At 32.0% G+C, this 20,155-nt stretch carries 19 protein-coding genes; 1 reads left to right on the plus strand and 18 read right to left on the minus strand.

All coding sequences use genetic code 11. The features are described 5' to 3' along the window. Positions 1-164 precede the first annotated feature (164 nt). From pgi to tviB, 18 genes are all read right to left on the minus strand, one after another. A complete protein-coding gene (gene pgi, locus I8T81_RS18405; RefSeq protein ID WP_198071814.1) occupies positions 165-1,835 on the minus strand; it encodes a glucose-6-phosphate isomerase in 1,671 nt (556 codons plus the stop codon). Next, complete coding sequence (locus tag I8T81_RS18410; RefSeq protein ID WP_198071815.1) at positions 1,832-3,094, minus strand: UDP-glucose/GDP-mannose dehydrogenase family protein; 1,263 nt, start codon at positions 3,092-3,094, stop codon at positions 1,832-1,834. Before I8T81_RS18410 ends, pgi begins: the two co-directional genes overlap by 4 nt. A gap of 115 nt (positions 3,095-3,209) precedes the next feature. Further along, entirely contained in the window at positions 3,210-4,085 is an 876-nt protein-coding gene (gene galU, locus I8T81_RS18415; protein ID WP_198071816.1) for a UTP--glucose-1-phosphate uridylyltransferase GalU, read from the minus strand. Between the two features lie 23 nt (positions 4,086-4,108). After that, a complete protein-coding gene (locus I8T81_RS18420; protein ID WP_198071817.1) occupies positions 4,109-4,723 on the minus strand; it encodes a sugar transferase in 615 nt (204 codons plus the stop codon). Between the two features lie 291 nt (positions 4,724-5,014). Then, complete coding sequence (locus tag I8T81_RS18425) at positions 5,015-6,055, minus strand: CgeB family protein (RefSeq protein ID WP_198071818.1); 1,041 nt, start codon at positions 6,053-6,055, stop codon at positions 5,015-5,017. Further along, complete coding sequence (locus I8T81_RS18430) at positions 6,056-7,195, minus strand: NAD-dependent epimerase/dehydratase family protein (protein WP_198071819.1); 1,140 nt, start codon at positions 7,193-7,195, stop codon at positions 6,056-6,058. Further along, entirely contained in the window at positions 7,185-7,790 is a 606-nt protein-coding gene (locus I8T81_RS18435; protein WP_198071820.1) for an LbetaH domain-containing protein, read from the minus strand. The genes I8T81_RS18430 and I8T81_RS18435 overlap by 11 nt, the downstream gene beginning before the upstream one ends. A gap of 1 nt (position 7,791) precedes the next feature. Then, positions 7,792-8,505: a glycosyltransferase family 2 protein gene (locus I8T81_RS18440; RefSeq protein ID WP_265091519.1), complete on the minus strand. Its 714-nt coding sequence runs from the start codon at positions 8,503-8,505 to the stop codon at positions 7,792-7,794. A gap of 147 nt (positions 8,506-8,652) precedes the next feature. Further along, positions 8,653-9,534 carry a glycosyltransferase family 2 protein gene (locus I8T81_RS18445; RefSeq protein ID WP_198071822.1) on the minus strand — a complete coding sequence of 294 codons (882 nt, stop codon included), beginning with the start codon at positions 9,532-9,534 and terminating at the stop codon, positions 8,653-8,655. Further along, positions 9,531-10,511 carry an EpsG family protein gene (locus tag I8T81_RS18450; protein WP_198071823.1) on the minus strand — a complete coding sequence of 327 codons (981 nt, stop codon included), beginning with the start codon at positions 10,509-10,511 and terminating at the stop codon, positions 9,531-9,533. The genes I8T81_RS18445 and I8T81_RS18450 overlap by 4 nt, the downstream gene beginning before the upstream one ends. A 22-nt stretch (positions 10,512-10,533) precedes the next feature. Further along, the gene (locus tag I8T81_RS18455) at positions 10,534-11,607 is read right to left on the minus strand and encodes a glycosyltransferase family protein (RefSeq protein WP_198071824.1); all 1,074 of its coding nucleotides are present in this window, start codon (positions 11,605-11,607) and stop codon (positions 10,534-10,536) included. After that, a complete protein-coding gene (gene wecB, locus I8T81_RS18460; RefSeq protein WP_198071825.1) occupies positions 11,601-12,728 on the minus strand; it encodes a non-hydrolyzing UDP-N-acetylglucosamine 2-epimerase in 1,128 nt (375 codons plus the stop codon). Before wecB ends, I8T81_RS18455 begins: the two co-directional genes overlap by 7 nt. Beyond that, positions 12,725-13,987 carry a flippase gene (locus I8T81_RS18465; protein ID WP_198071826.1) on the minus strand — a complete coding sequence of 421 codons (1,263 nt, stop codon included), beginning with the start codon at positions 13,985-13,987 and terminating at the stop codon, positions 12,725-12,727. Before I8T81_RS18465 ends, wecB begins: the two co-directional genes overlap by 4 nt. Before the next feature lie 47 nt (positions 13,988-14,034). Further along, complete coding sequence (rfbC, locus tag I8T81_RS18470) at positions 14,035-14,601, minus strand: dTDP-4-dehydrorhamnose 3,5-epimerase (protein ID WP_198071827.1); 567 nt, start codon at positions 14,599-14,601, stop codon at positions 14,035-14,037. Positions 14,602-14,658: 57 nt separating this feature from the next. Further along, positions 14,659-15,552, minus strand: coding sequence for a glucose-1-phosphate thymidylyltransferase RfbA (gene rfbA / locus I8T81_RS18475; RefSeq protein ID WP_198071828.1), 894 nt, complete (start codon positions 15,550-15,552; stop codon positions 14,659-14,661). Beyond that, positions 15,552-16,457: a dTDP-4-dehydrorhamnose reductase gene (gene rfbD, locus I8T81_RS18480; RefSeq protein ID WP_198071829.1), complete on the minus strand. Its 906-nt coding sequence runs from the start codon at positions 16,455-16,457 to the stop codon at positions 15,552-15,554. Before rfbD ends, rfbA begins: the two co-directional genes overlap by 1 nt. A gap of 16 nt (positions 16,458-16,473) precedes the next feature. Then, a complete protein-coding gene (gene rfbB, locus I8T81_RS18485) occupies positions 16,474-17,550 on the minus strand; it encodes a dTDP-glucose 4,6-dehydratase (RefSeq protein ID WP_068535282.1) in 1,077 nt (358 codons plus the stop codon). Positions 17,551-17,572: 22 nt separating this feature from the next. Continuing rightward, on the minus strand, positions 17,573-18,850 hold the full coding sequence (tviB, locus tag I8T81_RS18490; protein ID WP_068535285.1) for a Vi polysaccharide biosynthesis UDP-N-acetylglucosamine C-6 dehydrogenase TviB: 1,278 nt from the start codon (positions 18,848-18,850) through the stop codon (positions 17,573-17,575). 162 nt (positions 18,851-19,012) lie between these two features. On the opposite strand from tviB, the gene I8T81_RS18495 reads away from it, so the two are divergent. Beyond that, positions 19,013-20,155, plus strand: a complete 1,143-nt coding sequence (locus I8T81_RS18495) for a polysaccharide biosynthesis/export family protein (RefSeq protein ID WP_198071830.1) — start codon at positions 19,013-19,015, stop codon at positions 20,153-20,155.

Below are 20,155 nucleotides of genomic sequence, written 5' to 3' on the forward strand. Positions count from 1 at the left end.
AGGCTAACAGGGGATTATGGCGAATACTAACATGAAAGTAGTCACAGCAACTGTAGCCTCTTTTTAGAAAAGAATACTATCTGACTTTAAGAAAGATATATAACTGATATTTAGAAAAATTAAATAATCAACTTTTATATCTCACTTTAATTTTGTCTAAGATTTTATCCATCAACTTTTTCTAATAAAATTTTAATCAATCCACGTGTTGATGCGTCGAGTGCTGAAAGATCATTTTGGGCACCATTTAGAATAGGAAGTAATTGATCAGCAATCTGTTTACCTTTCTCAACGCCCCATTGATCAAACGGATTAATATTCCAAATTACAGACTGGACAAATACTTTATGCTCATATAAAGCAATCAACATTCCTAAACTATAAGGATTTAGTTCTTTTAAAAGTAATGTTGAACTTGGTTGGTTTCCTTCGTATTGCTTATGAATAGGCAAGTTCTCTAGTTCTTTTGAATCTAATGCTTCATTACCAAAAGCTAACAACCGTGACTGCGCTAAACAATTTGAAAGCGCTAGATGGTGTTGTTCAATCAACGCTTCAGCATTCTCTACATAAGTAAAATGATCTGCATTATAACGTTGTATCGGCGCAATAAAATCACAGCTTACTGCTTGAGTTCCTTGGTGGAGCAGTTGGTAAAATGCATGTTGGGCATTTGGTCCAACTTCACCCCATACAATTGGGCAAGTATCTAATTCAACTTTCTGTCCACCACGTTGTATAGATTTACCGTTAGATTCCATTTCTAACTGTTGTAAATAAGCCGCAAAATATTTTAAACGGCCATCATAAGGTAATACAGCATGAGTCTGAATATTTAAAAAATTATTATTCCAGACCCCCAATAATGCCATGAGTACAGGAATATTTTGCTCAAAACTTGTATTTTGGAAATGCTCATCAACAGCATGAGCACCAGCTAAAAGCTGCTGAAAACCATCAATCCCAACTGATAATGCTATAGGTAAACCAATACATGACCATAGAGAATATCGTCCACCAACCCAGTCCCAAAGGAGTAATTGATTTTCAGGAGCAATTCCCCACTCTGACATTTTTTCGGCTTTTGTAGAAACACCGATAAAATGGCTTTTTACAACACGTTCATGTTTTCCTAACGCTTTTTCAAGCCACTGTCGAACAGTTTGTGCATTGGATAAAGTATCAATAGTGCCAAATGACTTCGAGGAAATAATAAATAAAGTCGTTTCAGGACGAAGCTGATGAAGCAATTCCGATAACTGGCTACCATCCATGGTCGATACGAAATGGACATTGAGTGGTTTAGCTGTTTTTACTTTAAAATCTGATAATGCATGGGTCACCATTTGAGGACCTAAATCAGACCCACCTACGCCAATATTAACAACATCTTGAATGACTTCACCTGTAGCACCACGGTATTGTCCAGCATGGATTTTTTCGACCAACGCATACATTCGTTGTAATTGCGCATGGACCTGTTTACTCAATTCTGCAGACTTAGAATAATCTTCTGGCAAACGTAAAGCCCAGTGCATAGCAGCACGCTGTTCGGTACAATTAACTTTATCTTGAGAAAATAATCTTTCAATCCAGTGAGACAATTGTTTGGTTTTTGCTAGAGTAACCAAATGCTCTAAAATATTCTTAGTCACACGGTGCTTACTATAATCAAAAACTAGTTGATCAAATTTTACAGAGTATTTCTGAAATCGATCCGACTCTGAAGCGAATAATTCTTTTATATGTACATTTGAATGTTTATCAACCAAAGAATGAAGCTGAGCGATAGGCGAAACTAATTCTTGTGGAAACTTCTCGATAGATTTATTCATAATCGACCTACCCCTTCATAAGCAAAACCTTTAGATTTCACATATGCAGGATCATAAATATTACGCCCATCCAAAATAAGAGGATGTAGCATTAACTGTTGTAAATGGTTAAAGTCAGGACTCCAATATTGCTTCCATGCTGTAACCAGACACATCGCATGCGCTCCTTTTGCTGCTTCGTATCGATCAGCGCATAAAACTAAATCCTCACGACTGCCATATATACTTGCAATTTCCTCAAGAGCTTGGGGATCGTGTAATCGAACCTTCACACCTTGAGCCCATAAAGCAGCCAATAAAATGTGAATAGGAGAATTGTGCGTACTTGAAGTATTCTCTTTAAATGAAGCACCCCAAATTGCGACAGTTTTTCCACTCAAATCACAATGATAATAGTTCCATAATTTACGGAATAAAATTTCTTTTTGTTGTTCGTTAATCAACCAAACTTGTTCTAAAAGTCGACTTTTCACACCTGTTTCAGAAACAGTACTAGAGAGTGTGAGAATATCATGTGAAAAATTTTCACCGCCAAAACCAACACCTGCCGACAAGTAGGCCGCACCAATACGTGTATCTGCAGCAATACCATGTTTTACATTTGCAATATCAATACTCAACTTCTCAGCAACTAAAGCAAGGTCATTCATATAACTAATTCTGGTTGCCAACATCCCCGAAATGCTAAGCTTGGTAAATTCAGCATCTAAAATCGGCATGAATAAATATTGGTAGCTAAAACGAAAGAATGGACGTAATAATTCTTGCATTGTATCTTGAGAAGAACTCGATTCAACTCCAACAATGACATGTTTAACATTGAGTACACTATTAATCGCATTTCCCTCTTGAATCACGTCAGGAAAATAGACCCACTCATCTTTGGGTAAATGATGCTTTAATTTAGATGTGCCATGTAAACCAAAGGTAGAGCCATTCACCATTAGTCTTGGATGAACAATTGGACGTTCACTTAGCTTTTCAACTGTTTTTAAAGCAAGTTCTATTTGTGTTGGACTAAAACAGAATAAATATACTTCAATATCTAAAGGAATTTGAGAAAAGGGACTTTCTATTAAAAAACCAGCATTCCTTTGTTTATTTAAATAATTATTAACTTCTTGATCTTGATATGAAAGTACAGATATATTTTCCTCACAAGTGACACTAGTACACCAATAAATCTGATTACCATACTCAGCTAACAACGCTGCCATTACACCAGCATGTAATGTGGTTCCAAACACTGCGATTTTCATTTCACACCTGTTTTTAATATTTTATAGAATTCTCTTCCTTTCAAAGGAAGAGAATATATTGCTTAGCCCGTACATTTATTAAATCTTACAAATGCTTAACTAGAGCTACAAAATCTTATAATTTAAGTTCTTGAATTAACTTCTTGAAATCATTACCTAACTTAGGATGCTCTATGCCATAGTGAAGTACAGCTTTTAAATAACCAAGCTTACTACCACAATCAAAGGTTTCCCCTTGCATACGATAAGCTTCAACCCTATCAAATTGCTGTAACATCGCAATCGCATCTGTTAATTGAATCTCACTACTTGCACCTTTAGGAATATTCTCTAAAATCTGCATAATTTTTGCAGGCAATATGTAACGCCCAACAACAGAGAGATTTGAAGGGGCAGCCCCAATCGCGGGCTTTTCAATAATTCCCTGTATAGCTATACTTTCGCCTATATCTGGTATTTTTGAAACATCAACAATACCATATTGATCTACCAAATGATCAGCCACTGCTTCTACCATAATCTGAGCGGCTTTACTCTCAGCATAACGAGCGACCATATGGGACAGATCATTTTTTTCTGAATTATCTTTAACCAAAACATCTGGTAATAACACAGCAAAATCATCATTTCCTATCACACTTTTAGCACATAATACCGCATGACCTAGTCCTAACGGCTGGGGCTGACGTACACTTACAATGCTTACGTTGGAAGGTAAAATATTAGTAATCTCTTTAATTAAATCAAATTTTTGTTTTTGTTTTAGTATTGTTTCCAACTCAAAATCATGGTCAAAATAATCTTCAATAGCAACCTTGGCCGAATGAGTTACAAAAATAATTTGTTCAATTCCAGCTTCCACCGCTTCACGTACTACGTACTCAATAGCAGGACGGTCAACTACGGTAACCATTTCCTTAGGAATAGACTTGCTTGCGGGTAAAAACCGTGTACCTAAACCAGCAACTGGTAAAACTGCTTTTTTGATCATACGACTAACTTTATAACTAACAATTAATATTGTACTTCATCTTTTTTTGAAGAACCTGAAAAACGGCTTGCTCCAACTAACTGATCTGGTGCATTAATACCTTCTTTTTTAAGTATTACTAAAACTGTTTTCAACATAATCTTAAAGTCTAGCCAGATATTATGCTTTTCTACATATTCAACATCCAATTCAAATTTTTCTTCCCAACTTAAATTATTACGACCGCTCACTTGCGCAAGACCTGTCATACCTGGTCTTACCTCATGTCGACGCATTTGTCTTGGTGTGTAATGCTCCATAAAGTCAGCAAGTTGTGGACGAGGCCCCACAATACTCATATCACCCTTTAGTACATTAATCAGCTGAGGCATTTCGTCTAAAGTAGTAGAACGTAATTTCTGCCCAAAAGGGGTAATTCGTTCTTCATCTGGTAAAATATTCCCCTCTTTATCTACTCCGTCCTTCATAGAGCGAAATTTAATCATTTTAAAAATTTTACCATTTTTGCCAGGACGTTCTTGAAGGAAGAAAATTGGAGAACCCAAATTCTTACTCACTTTATAAGCGATTAAAATAAAAATTGGCGATAAAATAATCAAAGCCATCAAAGAGATAACGATATCTATTAGTCGTTTCATTGTTTGCTCTTATTTCTACTGTAAAGTACACGGAAGCTTGAGTTATCCACGAAATGTAGTGAAAGTAGATACGCATGCATTCTAACAGGTTTTCTAAATAGTTCTTTACAACTCAACAAAAAACTTATGGTTTTTTACAATCGCACAATAACTTGAATGCTAAAAAGAACCACATAAAAACATTTTAAATTCATATTGTTAATATAGTTTTACAGTTAAGGATGTTAAAAAAATTTCATGCTTAGCTTATTATAAAAGCTAAACATGAAATCTTAAATCTAACTCAAATATTTATGAAAATTTAAGATCTATCCAATAATTATTTTCACTACCCAAAAATATATCTTCTATCCAACCATCAATTGAACATTTATCGTATAATTCAGTTGCCAATGGCCTATATTTACTTGTGAAAAAATCTTTTTCAAGAAGAAGTTTATCACGTGAGATTATAAAAATATTATCAGAATTATAAAAAGGATATTCTTTTATATTTATATTAGTTGTAATTAACTTTTTCCCTGCTCCGATTGCTTCAAATGTGCGCATTGTTAAACCTGACTGACCAGGATGACTAATATCTAAGATAACATTTGATTTTGCATAAAGTTCAATAATTTCATCTAATACTAGACCTCTAAAGCTTAACTTACTAAAATCGAAATCGTAAAATGTTTTATCAAAAAACTTTTTATAAAAATATACTAATCTACCTTGCATATAATAATAATTAAATGTAGTTAAGCTATTTTCCTCACACCAATCTTTTACTTTATTACTTATTATATAACGATCAGAATGAGCAGTACCTAAAAATAATACATCAATTTCTTTTTGATTTTTATTATCGTATATATCTCTATATTTGTCGGTAAAATATAAAGGTCGGAAACCGATGTCATATTTCTCTGCATCCCTTTTATCAAAAGTGAATCGCTTATGAAAATAATCTAAGATTTTAAGACCGTGACTATGATTATGAAAACTATCCCAAGTATAGAATATACGAACACATTGGGGTTGAAGCTCTATAAACTTTTCAAGAAAAAAAGAAGGTACAACTTCACCACGATTAACTAATAAATAATCAAATTTTTCATTTCTAATCTTTTTTAAAATATTATTATAGTATTTATTAATTTTTCGCTGTAACAAGTCTCTTTTTAAACGAATTAAACCCTTAATAAAATTATTGTTTTTAGGTCTTTCATCAAAATAGGTTACTTGAGCACCATGTTTTTCCAGTTGCTGAACAATCCCTTTTTCCAAATCAAAAGTTTGTACACAAAAGAATAATACTTTTTTACCTGCAAGGTGCTCAAGTTTTTTCATTTACTTATATAACCCTTTTTCTTTCATTTCATTGATAGATTCTTGATATCTGTCTTCTTGAATTTCTTGAGTATTCACCCATTGTGTAAATTCTTTTATGCCCTCTTCAAAAGAAACTTTGGGTTCAAAGCCCAAATATTTCTTAATTTTTGTCAGATCAGCATAATTATGACGAATATCTCCTAAGCGATAATTTCCTGAAATTGTGATAGGCACATCTATATTGTAATTTTTAACAAGTTGATCAGCAACGGTTATAACACTTGTTGCAATGCCTGTTCCAACATTAAATACTTGATTATTTGCCTCTTCTTTTTCTAATCCTAGAATTGTTGCTTCGACCACATCATCAATATAAACAAAGTCTCGGCTTTCTTTACCATCTTCAAAAATATTAATTTTATTTCCATTTTTAATTTGTGTAGAGAATATAGATAAAATACCTGTATAGGGGTTCTTAAGTGATTGACCAGGCCCATATACATTTTGATAACGAAATGCCACGCCAGCGATACCCATACTTGAACAAACAGTTAATACCATTTGCTCCTGATTTTGCTTGGTGATTCCATATACTGAAGATGGGTGAATCTTAGACTCTTCGTCTGTGGCAACAAGTTCTAATTCAGATGAACCATGATATTTGACTTCAAAATCTTTCTGATCCATATAGTCAGCGGTTCTTTGGGTAGGATAAACAACACCTAATTCTTTACTAATATATTTTCCTTCACCATATATTGAGCGAGAAGACGCTACGATTACTTTTTTAACTGGATAAGAGTTATTTACTAATAAATCCAACATTAAAGCAGTGCCGTTAATATTTACATCAACATATTTTTGTACTTCGTACATAGACTGCCCAGTACCAGTTTCTGCAGCTAAATGGATAATAGCATCTTGATTTTTTAATGCTAATTCCCAATCAGACTTATTAGTTACTGTTCCTAAGATAAACTTTACTTTATCTTTAATACTTAGGAATAGTGGTGATGTTTCCTGAGGGTTATCGCCATGAATCTGTTGTGATAAATTATCTAAAACAGTAACGTTATATCCTTTTGAAACAAGTTTTAATGCTAAGTTTGATCCAATAAAACCAGCACCACCAGTAATTAGTACATTTTTAATCAACATATTTTTCCCATTTTTGACTTTCAAAATTATAAAACTTTATTGGCCGAGCCGGCGAACCAACTGCAATAACATAAGATGGTAAACTTTTTGAAACTACAGAGTTTGCCCCCACGATAGATCCCTCTCCAATAGTTACACCTGGTAAAACAGATACAAACTCACCAAGCCACACGTTGTCATGAATTTTAACTGGTTTTATAGATAAGGGCCTATCTACTGGCAAAGACATTGGGTCGGAATCATTTTCATCACCTATATAGCTGCCATGTGTACAATCAGATATATAAATTTTACTAGCCATAAGAACATTGTTGCCAATTTCTACACTTTGCGCAGCAGTAATATGTACATAATCATTTAATTGTACGTTCTTTCCAAACTTTAAAAGCTTGGCATTAGTATTAATTTGAGGAAAACATTCAATTCTACATCCAACACCAGTAGTTAGATTTAACCCAAAATCAATATTTTTTTTGTTCCTAATATCAATTGGAAAGCGAACTAATCTGGCTTCTGAGAAAAAGAGCTTTGTTTTTATTACATTAACTGCAAGTTTAATTAGACCCCAACAACCATATTGATAAAGTATTTTCATATTACATTCTCTTGATTAGCTGTAATAATGTATACATTCGAACAATCAACTTATGAAGTAACGTATTGGTACTTTTCTCCCCACCAGTTGAAGCGTTATTCCCATGACGTCTATATTTAATAAGAGGAGTTTCTAAAAGTTTCACTTTAAAAAAGAACTCTCCAACATTAGCTATCCAGTAATCATGAGCGCACCACTTTGATTGGATAGGAAATGGTAATAATTTAGAAAAAATTTCTCTTCTAAATGCCATGCATGCACCAATATACCTAGTTTTCAACCAATTATTTAGAAAACCAGATTTAGTATTGTGTAATTCAAAGTGAGAACCTAAAGTTGGCTTAAGATGAGAATCTGAAATGATTGCATCGGAAACAACCAAATCAAAATCTAATAAATATTTCATCATTAGTTCAACTTTATTTTCCACCCACACGTCATCTTGATCAGAAAGAAAAATATAATCACCAGAGGAATGATTAATAGCATTTTCAAAATTTTTAGTGTATCCCTTACCTAATTCATTAGTTATTATTTTAATTCTTGGATCATTTAATGATTTAATTAATAATAAAGTCTCATCTGTAGAATAATCGTCAGATATAATAACTTCGTCAGTTGATGACAATTGCGGTAAAATAGAGTTTAACTGTTCAACAATATACTTTTCACCATTATAGGTAGCTAAACAAACAGATATCATATTATTACTCACATTAAACCAACTTATATCAATCAGCTTGACAAAAAATTAAATATATCGACAATGAAATATATTAAAATACTATCAAAAACTCGAATAAAAAGCATATTTAATTTCCAACAAAAAGCATAAAATTAAATATATTTTCTATTAAAAATATCACTTAAAAAAATTCTTTAAACCATCTTTAAAACCATTTATAAAAGATTTCATGTATTCCAATCGCCGTCCTTTAACCATATATATTATTAAAAATTGATGAATTACATTAATAACCAATTGATGCAAAACAAATATATTTGGTATATGGGGCTCTTTTAACATATAAAAACTATTACGAATAATATAATATCGTCTAAATGAAGAATGTATTGGCATTGTAAAATATTTAGTCTGCCTAATATTGTCGCCAATAGTGTGCCGCATAATTGCTTTCGAAGACATATAGTTTTTATAGCCCAGAGCTTCCGCTCGCATACACCATTCTGTATCAACATAGTCAATAAAATACTTATCTTTCATCAATCCGACTTTCATAAGTGTATTAACACTAATTAAAGAGCCAGAAGAAATAAGCAAAATTGAATTAAATGGCTTAGTAATTTCTGAAACATTATATTTTACTCTTAAGCCATATTTAGAGACACTAATAGCCTTATAATAAAAATTATTTTTACCATCTATAAAGCGAGGCCCTACAGCACCAATTTTAGAATTTCTTCTTAAAATTAATTGATAATCATCAACTATATCACGCACAAAGCCATCATAAATAACACTATCTTGATCAAAAAATAATATATATTCAGCACCCAAATCTAAAGCTTTTTTAATTCCTATATTTTGGGCACTTGCTATACCTAAGTTACTATCCAGACCTATAAAACAAATATTAGGATTATCTATTAAATCAGAGAAATTAAAATCTTTTGAACCATTATCCACAATAATTGGTAAAACATTTTGTTCCACCAACTCCCTCACCAATAAAAATATATTTTCACTTGGATTAAACGTCACAATTACTGAAAAAATTATCATTTTACCCCCCACTCATCCAAATGGATTATTGACGTATCAGACAAGTAAAATATATATGTAAAATATATTGCCATAACAATTAAAGAGACATACTTATAAATATTTAAAACACCATTATTTCTCACAAAAACCAAACTAAGAACACTAAAAAACAAACTATAGTCAGCAACACGAATAGCTATACTTGGGTATTTAAATCCAAATACATAATACATAATTAGCAAGCTTATTGATAAAGCACTTAATTTTTCAATATAATATCTATTGTCATCTTTACGATTAAAAAGAAGCCTTACAACAAAAAAGGTTAGAATTATAAATAAATTTTTAAAAGATATAGGGTTAAATTTTTCGGAATAGCTTGAAGCATCATAAACAACATAAGGTGTGAGCCCAACTAAATAAAATAGGCAAACACATAATATTAATGAAAATAGCAAGTGCAAATATATATTCCTTCTAACAAGGGAATATATCAATTCAAATAGAAGAACAAAAGATATTGAATAATGTGTTAATAAAGCGAGTATTTTAAATATTGCTTTCTTATAAGTTTTTAACGAAAAAAAAGATAACATTAAAAATGATACAGCTAAAGAGGCTCTTATTTGAGTAAGATCCCACAATGCAAAAAAACAAAAGAAATATAAAAATATAAAGTAAGTAAAACCTTCATTACCAATTAATTTTATTTTTTTTGCTAATATAAAAGAATATATTTTTAACAAAATAGAAAAAAAACAGAATAGAAATAATAATGAAGAAAAACCTAAATCCCAACTATTTAGAAACATTGAAATAATTTTATATACTGGCTCAACACTAGATGTAGAATAATTCTCAAACATAACTTCGTATGCTTGGTAATCATTATCAACATACGGCCCGCGATTAGAAACTATCAGAGCAATAAAAAAAACAACAATAATAGTAAAAAAAGTAATTATGCTATTTTTTGATACTTTAAAATTTGACATATACTCTCTCTTCAAAACAAAATTAAACAATATAAGAAAGAATTTTTTCTTTCAGATTAATATTGTTTTGATTATAAATATATTCAATAACTTCAATATTTTTTTTACTTTTTTGCTTAGCAATATTACTACTAAAATTAGTTACATTTAAAAATTCATACCCCAACTCTTTAAAGTCGCCAATATTCTCAGTCAACACTATAGGAATAATACCATAATTCAGATATTCAATTATTTTTGTTGGGCAGGCTACATTATTAACCAGAATATCATCTCGTAAAATAAAACCATAATGACTCTGCTTATAATACTCTTCTAACTCATATGGGCTTACTGATTTTAAATTTATCTTATCAAGATCGATATTATGACTACTTAATTTCTCATGGAACCCAACTAAATCACCAGTCAAAATAGTATAGTTAATATTATCATAAAAATGATTTTTTATTACGTCCAACATTAAATCGACATTTTGCCAAACTTGTGTATTACCGCTATAAATTACTTCAATCGTATTAGATAACTCTAACTCCATATTACTACTTTTTAAATGAGAAGGTAAAATGGCATAGATAATATACTGACATTTTGCATTTTTATATTTTTTAGAAAAATGATTTGCCATAGCATTAGTAACTGCAATAGCAATATCTATTTTTTTGAATAAAATTCTTTCCACAATGTTAAATATTTTTGATTTAAAAATTTTTCCTTGCATTACAAGCTCTTCGGGCACCACCCCATGTAAATCCAAAATATATATTTTATTAAAAAATAAAATAAAAAGTATTAAATTTAAAGCATTGTAAATAGACTGTATATAAACAAGGTTAGATTTTTTAAAGGCCCTAAGGATATAAAAAAAATGTAAAAATAGATTACAAGAAACCTGTAAACGATTATTATGTTGAATTGATTTAAAATTTAAGTTTTTAAAAAGACTAACATTTAAATATATTCTTTCATCTTCACTAAAAAAGTTATCAATGTTTTCTACCCGTTGGTAAAACCCATCTCTATATTCCTCATCCAATTCAGGATACTTACTTAAAAATAGAATCACTTGACCAATCTCTTTAGTAGCTCTCAACATAAATTCTTTACTATTCTTGCACAAGCTCTACCATCACCATAAGGGTTATGGGACTGAGCCATTTTCTCATATTCGATTTTATTATCAATTAATGTTTGTGCTTCTTTAAATAATGTATTTTTATCTGTCCCCACTAGCTTAACTGTTCCAGCCATGACTGCTTCCGGTCGTTCCGTTGTATCTCTTATAACTAAAACTGGCTTACCTAAAGAAGGTGCCTCTTCTTGAATGCCACCACTATCAGTAATAATAAAATATGACTCATTCATCATATAAATAAATTCTTCGTACTGAAGTGGATCAATCAAATATACATTCGTCAAATCAGAAAGAATCTCGTTTACTGGTTTTTGTACATTTGGATTTAAATGTACTGGATAAACAATATCAATATCTGGATTGTTCTTTGCTAACTCTTTTAGCCCTTCACAAATATTGATAAAGCCTTGACCAAAATTTTCACGTCTATGACCAGTGACTAAAATAATTTTTCTTTTTTCATTGAGTGGATATTGTTGAGAAATTTTAGATTTGATTTTTTCTTTTAGCGTAGGTTGATTTTCAATTTGCTGTAAAACATACATTAAAGCATCTATAACTGTATTACCCGTAACATAGATATCTTGCTGTTTTTTTCCCTCTTTTAAGAGATTTTCTTCGCTTTGTTGAGTTGGAGCAAAATGATAATTGGCTAAAATACCTGTTAACTGTCTATTGCCTTCTTCTGGCCAAGGCGAATAAATATTATTTGTTCTTAAGCCTGCTTCTACATGCCCCACTTTAATCTTTGCATAAAAAGCTGCTAAGCTAGCAGACAAGGTAGTAGTTGTATCACCATGTACCAAAACAACATCTGGTTTGAAATCATCTAATACAGATTTCATGCCAATTAGTACATTTGAAGTAATATCATATAAATCTTGCCCAGGTTTCATGATGTTTAAATCATAATCTGGCTTTATATCAAATATTTCTAACACTTGATCTAACATTTGCCTATGTTGAGCGGTTACACAAACTTTAGTTTCAAAGCTATTAATATCTTTTTGGAATTCTTTCACTAAAGGAGCCATTTTAATGGCTTCAGGACGTGTTCCAAATACAATTAATATTTTTTTCATAATTTCAACCTAAAAATAAGTACTAACATAGATAATGTCAAAAGGATTTCACCAAATATCATTGAAAATAATATACCATCAATCATAAAGTGAGGAATTAGAACAATATTCAATATAACTGTAGCTGAAGCAGCAGCTACAAATGAATATGTGTAGACTTTATCTTTCCTCATTGCGGTTAGATATTGAATACCAATAATATTATTAATTACACCAAAAAATAACCAAATCATCATTATGGCCAACACATAGCTATAATTAATAAACTCTATCCCATAGATTAAACTAACTATAGGCTTAGATAATAAAGCAACTATTAAACTTAGTATTAATGCAATTCCACCCACTATAGTAAATATTTTTTTAATATATGTCTTTGCTAGATTCTCTTGATTAACTTTAGTGCAACTTATTGGGTATAAAGCCTGAGTTACAGGAGTAAATAATCCAACAATAGCTCTGAAAAGTTTTTCGGATGCTGAGTAATAACCAACAATAGTATTATTTGATACAAAAGATAAGATAATTGTACCTGAGGAAGTCAATAAATTACTTAGTGCAGAGGTTGAAAATAAATGTATCCCTCCTTTCAAATAAGAGATAACAACATGAATATTTTGGACTTTGAATGTAATATTAAATTTTTTATAGATTAAATATAAAGAGTAACCACCTGCCAATATTGCACCTAAAGAAGTCAATAAAGGCACCAAATAATAATCAGAAGCTTGTTTTACAAATATAAAAATTGCTATTGCGAATAGAGTTTTAGTTACTATATTAATTATTGTAATATATTTCATTTTTTCTACGCCCTGAAAAAACCATATAGGGAATAGAACCTGACCTAATACTGTTCCAAAAGTTAAAAAATAGAGTTCTGGATCTGAACTAAACTTATCAAAAAAACAAACCAATACTATCAGTATTACAAATGATATAACTAAAAGAAAAAATTTAATAATCATTACACTACTAAAAATCTCATTTAACTTCTCATTATTTTCTTTATGTACTGCCACCTCTCTAGTTGCTGTAAAATTAAAACCATAATCAGTTAATACAATAAAATAACTAATTATGGCTGTTGCAAAAGCTAATGTACCAAACTTTTCTGCACCCAATATACGTACAAGATAAGGTAAAGTAAGTAATGGTAAAATATAATTAAGCCCCTGTAATGTTGCTAGTGAAATAAAGTTCCCTAGAAATCTTTTATTTTCTGGGTTAGCTATCAATTTATTTAACTTAGCAAACAATTTACAGGCTCTTTTAGAATATATAAATAAATTTAATGATTATTTAATTAATCAAACAACTTTGCATCTTTTAGGTTTGATGCAACTTTATCTTTATCACTTACTAAAACTTGACCAATATTACTTATAGGCCAATCAACTGCGATAGATGGATCATTCCAAACAATTGCTCCTTCACTTTCTTTATTATAATAGTTCGTAGTTTTATACAAAAATTGAGTATTATCTTCTAAAGCAACAAAACCATGTGCAAATCCAGCTGGAATCCAAAATTGTTTATGATTTTCCCCAGTTAGTTCAACACCAACCCATTGACCAAAAGTTGGAGAACTTTTGCGAATATCAACGGCAACATCCCAAGCCTTACCTTGTACAACTCGAACCAACTTACCTTGAGCATATGGATTAAGCTGATAATGTAATCCTCTTAACACACCTTTTTGAGATAAAGAATGATTGTCTTGAACGAATTGGGGAATATCCAATCCACGTTCTTGTAACGCTTGCTCAAAAGCTTTTTGGTTAAAACTTTCCATAAACCAGCCACGGTCATCGCCAAAAACTTTAGGCTCTAAAATTAAAAGCCCCTTAATCTTTGTTTCAATTACATTCATTCTTTTATCTCTATATTTTGAAATATTTACAACCAACTATAAGTTACTATGGGAACATCACTTTTTTTGATGCTCAGCATGCAATTTAAGTAAATATTGACCATATCCTGTTTTTTTAAAGAAGTTTGCACGTTTAAGCAGTTGTTTTTCATCAATCCAGCTGTTATTAAATGCAATCTCTTCTAAACAAGCGATTTTTAGACCTTGACGATGCTCTACTGTTTGTACAAACTGACTTGCTTCAAGCAGTGAATCATGCGTACCTGTATCTAACCATGCGAATCCACGACCTAACAACTCAACATTCAACTCTTCTTGTTGAAGATAAACATTATTGACATCGGTAATTTCTAGCTCACCTCGATGTGATGGCTTAATATTTTTCGCAATATCAACTACTTTATTGTCATAAAAATAAAGACCCGTAACAGCATAGTGTGATTTTGGATGTTCAGGTTTTTCTTCAATACTTAAAGCTTTTCCATTTTCATCAAAATCAACAACTCCAAAACGTTCTGGATCATTTACATAATAACCAAATACAGTTGCACCAGTCGCTTTTTCAGTTGCACGTTTTAGCTGAGTTCCGAAACTTTGGCCATAGAAAATGTTATCACCTAAAATTAAGCAAACATTATCTTCACCTATAAACTCTTCACCCAGTATAAATGCCTGCGCTAAACCATCAGGAGATGGCTGAATTTTATAAGAAAGTTTTAGACCAATTTCCTCACCAGTACCTAAAAGTTTTTCATAGTTAGGTAAGTCTTCAGGAGTAGAAATAATTAAAATCTCATTAATTCCGGCTAACATCAAAACAGACAATGGATAATAAATCATTGGCTTATCGTAAATTGGCAATAATTGTTTTGATGTACCCATTGTAATTGGGTATAACCGAGTTCCTGAACCACCAGCAAGAATAATACCTTTACGTTTTACTTGGCTCATTAAATAATTTCCTCTAAAACTTGTGCTACACCTAACTTCCAATTCGGTAGATGTATTTTAAAATTTGCTTGTAGTTTATTTGTATTTAAACGGGAATTTAAAGGTCGTTTAGCTGGAGTAGGATATGCAGTAGTTTCAATTGCATTTACTTTTTGAATTGCTAAAAATTGTCCTTTTTGTTTAGCTAACTCAAATACAAATTGTGCATAGTCGAACCACGAGCATTCACCAGTAGCAGCCAAATGATAATGCCCTATTAAATCTTTTTGTTGCTGAGCATCCATTAATGAATAATACTTTAATGCTTGTGCTGTTACATCCGCAATAAGAGCAGCCCCTGTAGGCGCACCAATCTGGTCATGAATAATACTTAGCTCCTCACGATTTGAAGCTAATTTCAACATCGTTTTTATAAAGTTATTACCATGCGAACCATAAACCCAGCATGTTCTGAAGTTAATAAAAGCACAGCCACTTTGCTCAAGTGCAATTTCACCAAGACGCTTTGTATTGCCATACAAATTTACTGGATCCGTTAAGTCACTCTCAGACCATGCTTTTGCTCCTTCACCATTAAAAACATAATCTGTTGAATAGTGAATGAGTAAAATATGATGAGTTTGACAAAGTTCAGCTAGATTTTTGACAGCGAGATGATTAATTAAATCAGCATTTTCTTGATCTGATTCAGCTTTATCAACCGCTGTATAAGCTGCAGCATTTACAATTATATTTGGCTGGACTTTTTCAATAGTCTGTTTAATTTGATCAAAATTAGCCAAATCGCCACTTAGACCATCTAAACTTGTAGAACGGTCAAGCGCAATCACCTCACCAAGTGGTTGCAAAGCGCGTTGTAACTCCCAACCAACTTGTCCATTTTTTCCGAGCAATAATATTTTCATGGTTATCACTCAAAATTTAGGCTTTTTTTGCCTGATATTGTTGTTGTACCCAGTTCTTGTATTCACCGCTTTGTACGTTTTCAACCCATTCTTGGTTGTTTAAGTACCATTCAACAGTTTTACGAAGGCCTGTTTCAAAACTTTCTTCTGGTACCCAACCTAAATCTTCTTTAATTTTCGTTGCATCAATTGCATAACGTAGATCATGACCAGGACGATCTGTGACATACGTAATTAAATCAACATAATGGTCTACGCCCTCTGGTTTACTTGGCGCAAGTTCCTCAAGTAACTGGCAAATTGATTTTACGACATCAATATTTTTTTGTTCATTATGGCCACCAATATTATAAGTTTCACCCACTGTAGCTTCAGTAACAACTTTATAAAGTGCACGTGCATGATCTTCAACATATAGCCAATCACGAACTTGGTCACCTTTACCATAAATTGGTAAAGCTTTCCCTTTTAATGCATTTAATATCACTAAAGGAATTAATTTTTCTGGGAAGTGATATGGTCCATAGTTATTAGAACAATTTGTAATTACTACTGGTAAACCATAAGTACGATTCCAAGCACGTACTAAATGATCTGAGCTTGCCTTACTTGCAGAATATGGAGAACTTGGCGCATAAGATGTCGTTTCATGAAATAAATCATCAGTTCCTTCAAGATCACCATATACTTCATCGGTTGAAATATGATGAAAACGGAATGCTGTTTTTTTATCGTCACTTAAATTATTCCAATAATGACGTGCAGCTTCTAATAATTGATATGTTCCGATAATATTGGTTTCAATAAATGCAGCAGACCCCGTAATTGATCGATCAACGTGTGATTCTGCAGCTAAATGCATAACTAAGTCTGGCTGAAAATCTTTAAATAAAACATCTAATGCTTTACGATCGCAGATATCAGTTTGAGAAAATTGATATCTTGAATTTTGGTCAACTTCTTTAAGTGATTCTAAATTTCCTGCATATGTCAATTTATCAACATTAAGAACATCATTATTAGTATTTTTGATAATGTGACGAACAACAGCAGAACCAATAAAACCTGCTCCACCTGTAACTAAAATTTTCATAAAATTCCTATGTTAGTAATCTTTACAGCCGAATATCACTTTGTTCTTTGTTTAAAACATATTTTAAATCATATAAAACATGTTTTTCTTTGCCTAAGGAAACAAGTTCCTGTGCAGACATTTCTTTAAACTGGTCATGTGCAACCGCTATTATGATGGCGTCATACCGACCTTGTTTTAATTCCATAATTGGAGCTAGGCCATACTCTGCTTCAACTTCAGCACTATCTACCCAAGGATCATAGATATCAAGATCTAAATCGTATTCTTTTAGTGCTTTCACCATATCTACAATTTTGGTGTTCCGGATATCAGGGCAGTTTTCTTTAAAACTCAAACCTAAAATTAATATACGTGCCCCGACAACTTGGATACGTTTCTTTACCATTTCTTTGATCAATTGAGTTGCAACATATTCTCCCATACGATCATTTAAACGACGAGCTGCTAAAATGATTTCAGGATGCAAACCAATCGACTCGGCTTTATGTGTTAAGTAGTAAGGATCAACACCAATACAATGCCCACCCACCAAACCTGGTCTAAAATTTAAAAAATTCCACTTTGTACCCGCTGCTTTAAGCACATCTTCTGTATCAATACCCATTTTATTAAAAATAAGAGCTAATTCATTGATCAATGCAATATTGACATCTCTTTGTGTATTTTCGATGACTTTTGCAGCTTCAGCAACTTTAATAGTTGGCGCTTTATGTGTTCCTGCTTCAATGATTAAGTTATAAACTTGATCAATATAATCAGCTACCAACGGTGTTGAACCTGATGTAATTTTTAAAATATTAGTGACACGTCGTTGTTTATCGCCAGGATTAATACGTTCAGGGCTATAACCTACAAAAAAATCTTGGTTAAACTTTAAACCTGAATATTTTTCTAATTCAGGTATGCATACCTCTTCTGTCGCACCTGGATAAACCGTTGACTCATAAACAACGATATCGCCTTTTTTTAAAACCTTCGCAATACTTTGAGATGCTTTTATAAGAGGGGTCAAATCTGGTTGTTTAAAATCGTCAATTGGTGTTGGTACCGTGACAATAAAGAAGTTTGAATTCTGTAAATCTTCAATATTTGCTGTATACGATAAATGCTGTACGTATTTCAACTCATCTGAGGTTACTTCTAATGTATGATCATGTCCGTTTTTTAACTCCAATATCCGATTTTCATTTATATCAAATCCGATTGTAGGTTTATGTTTACCAAATTCAACTGCTAAAGGTAATCCAACATACCCTAAGCCGATAATTGCTATTTTTAGTTGCTCAAGTTGAAACATATATAAAACCTAACCATTTAATTTTAAATGGGGAAACATCATGGACACGACCTACTACGTTAATATAGCAGACTTTAAACAAAATTTTCTCGAAATATACAATCACTGCTTGGCAAATAAAGTATGATTTGAGTTAATTATAGACTACAATCCAATGTCTTCATGCAAAGTATCATTGGATTACAAACAATAAAGGGTTTGAATGTGAAGCATCAAAGCACATTATTATTTTTAGCCATTTCACTTTCGTTTACAGGATGTGCAGTCACCTCAGGCTTACAAACTTACGACTTACCTGAACAAGGTGCTTTTAAAACAGAACAAGGAGCAGAAGTCTCTGTTGTTCAACTCACCCAAAACAATATTCCAAAAATTAGTTCTGATGTTTTACGTCCTCAAGGAAACATAAGCGCCTTATTTAATACTCCTTTTTATCAATACCGCTTAAGCGCCGGGGATGTTTTATCTATTCAACTTTGGGCTTATCCTGAAATTACTCCTCCTATTCAAGGAGCCTCTACTGATATTAAAGCATTTGGCTATCCTATTGATTCTGCAGGAAATGTACAGTTACCACTTGTAGGACAAGTTCATATTGCAGGGAAAACACTGGCTGAAACCAATAAATATTTACGAAGTCAATTTGCTAAGTATTTAAAAACACCTGATGTTGTAGTTCGAGTCTTGTCATACCAAGCCAAACGCTATTTTGTTAATGGTCAGGTTATGAAAAGTGGACAATACACTTTAGATGATCAACCAATTAGTATTTATACAGCCTTAAGTATGGCAGGTGGTGTAAATCAAGAGTCTGGTGACAATACCGATATTCAACTCATTCGTAATGGCGAAGTTTATAACTTAAATGTCGTTGCACTTGAAAAACAAGGCTATTCTCTACACAAATTATTAGTTCAACCTAATGATACGATCTATGTAAATACTAAACAAAATCAAAAGCTTTATGTCATGGGTGAGTCTAATAAAAGCTCCGCAATTCCATTACGAGATCAGGGAATGACATTAAGTGATGTATTGGGCGAAAGTGAAGGTGTTAACCCATACTCGGCAAGTGCAGCGCGTATTTATGTCATGCGTACAGATTTACAAACAAAAAGATCAACAATCTATCAGCTTAATTTGAGTAGTATTGGTAACCTTGCTCTATCTAATCAATTCCAAATGCAAAAAAATGACATTGTTTATATTGATGCGACTGGTTTAACACGCTGGCAACGTATTATGAACCAAATTGTACCGTTCTCAAGTGCACTTTATACCTTTGATCAATTAGGTAAAAACTAG

Origin of the sequence: Acinetobacter seifertii, from assembly GCF_016064815.1 — a bacterium.
GTDB classification, from domain to species: domain Bacteria; phylum Pseudomonadota; class Gammaproteobacteria; order Pseudomonadales; family Moraxellaceae; genus Acinetobacter; species Acinetobacter seifertii.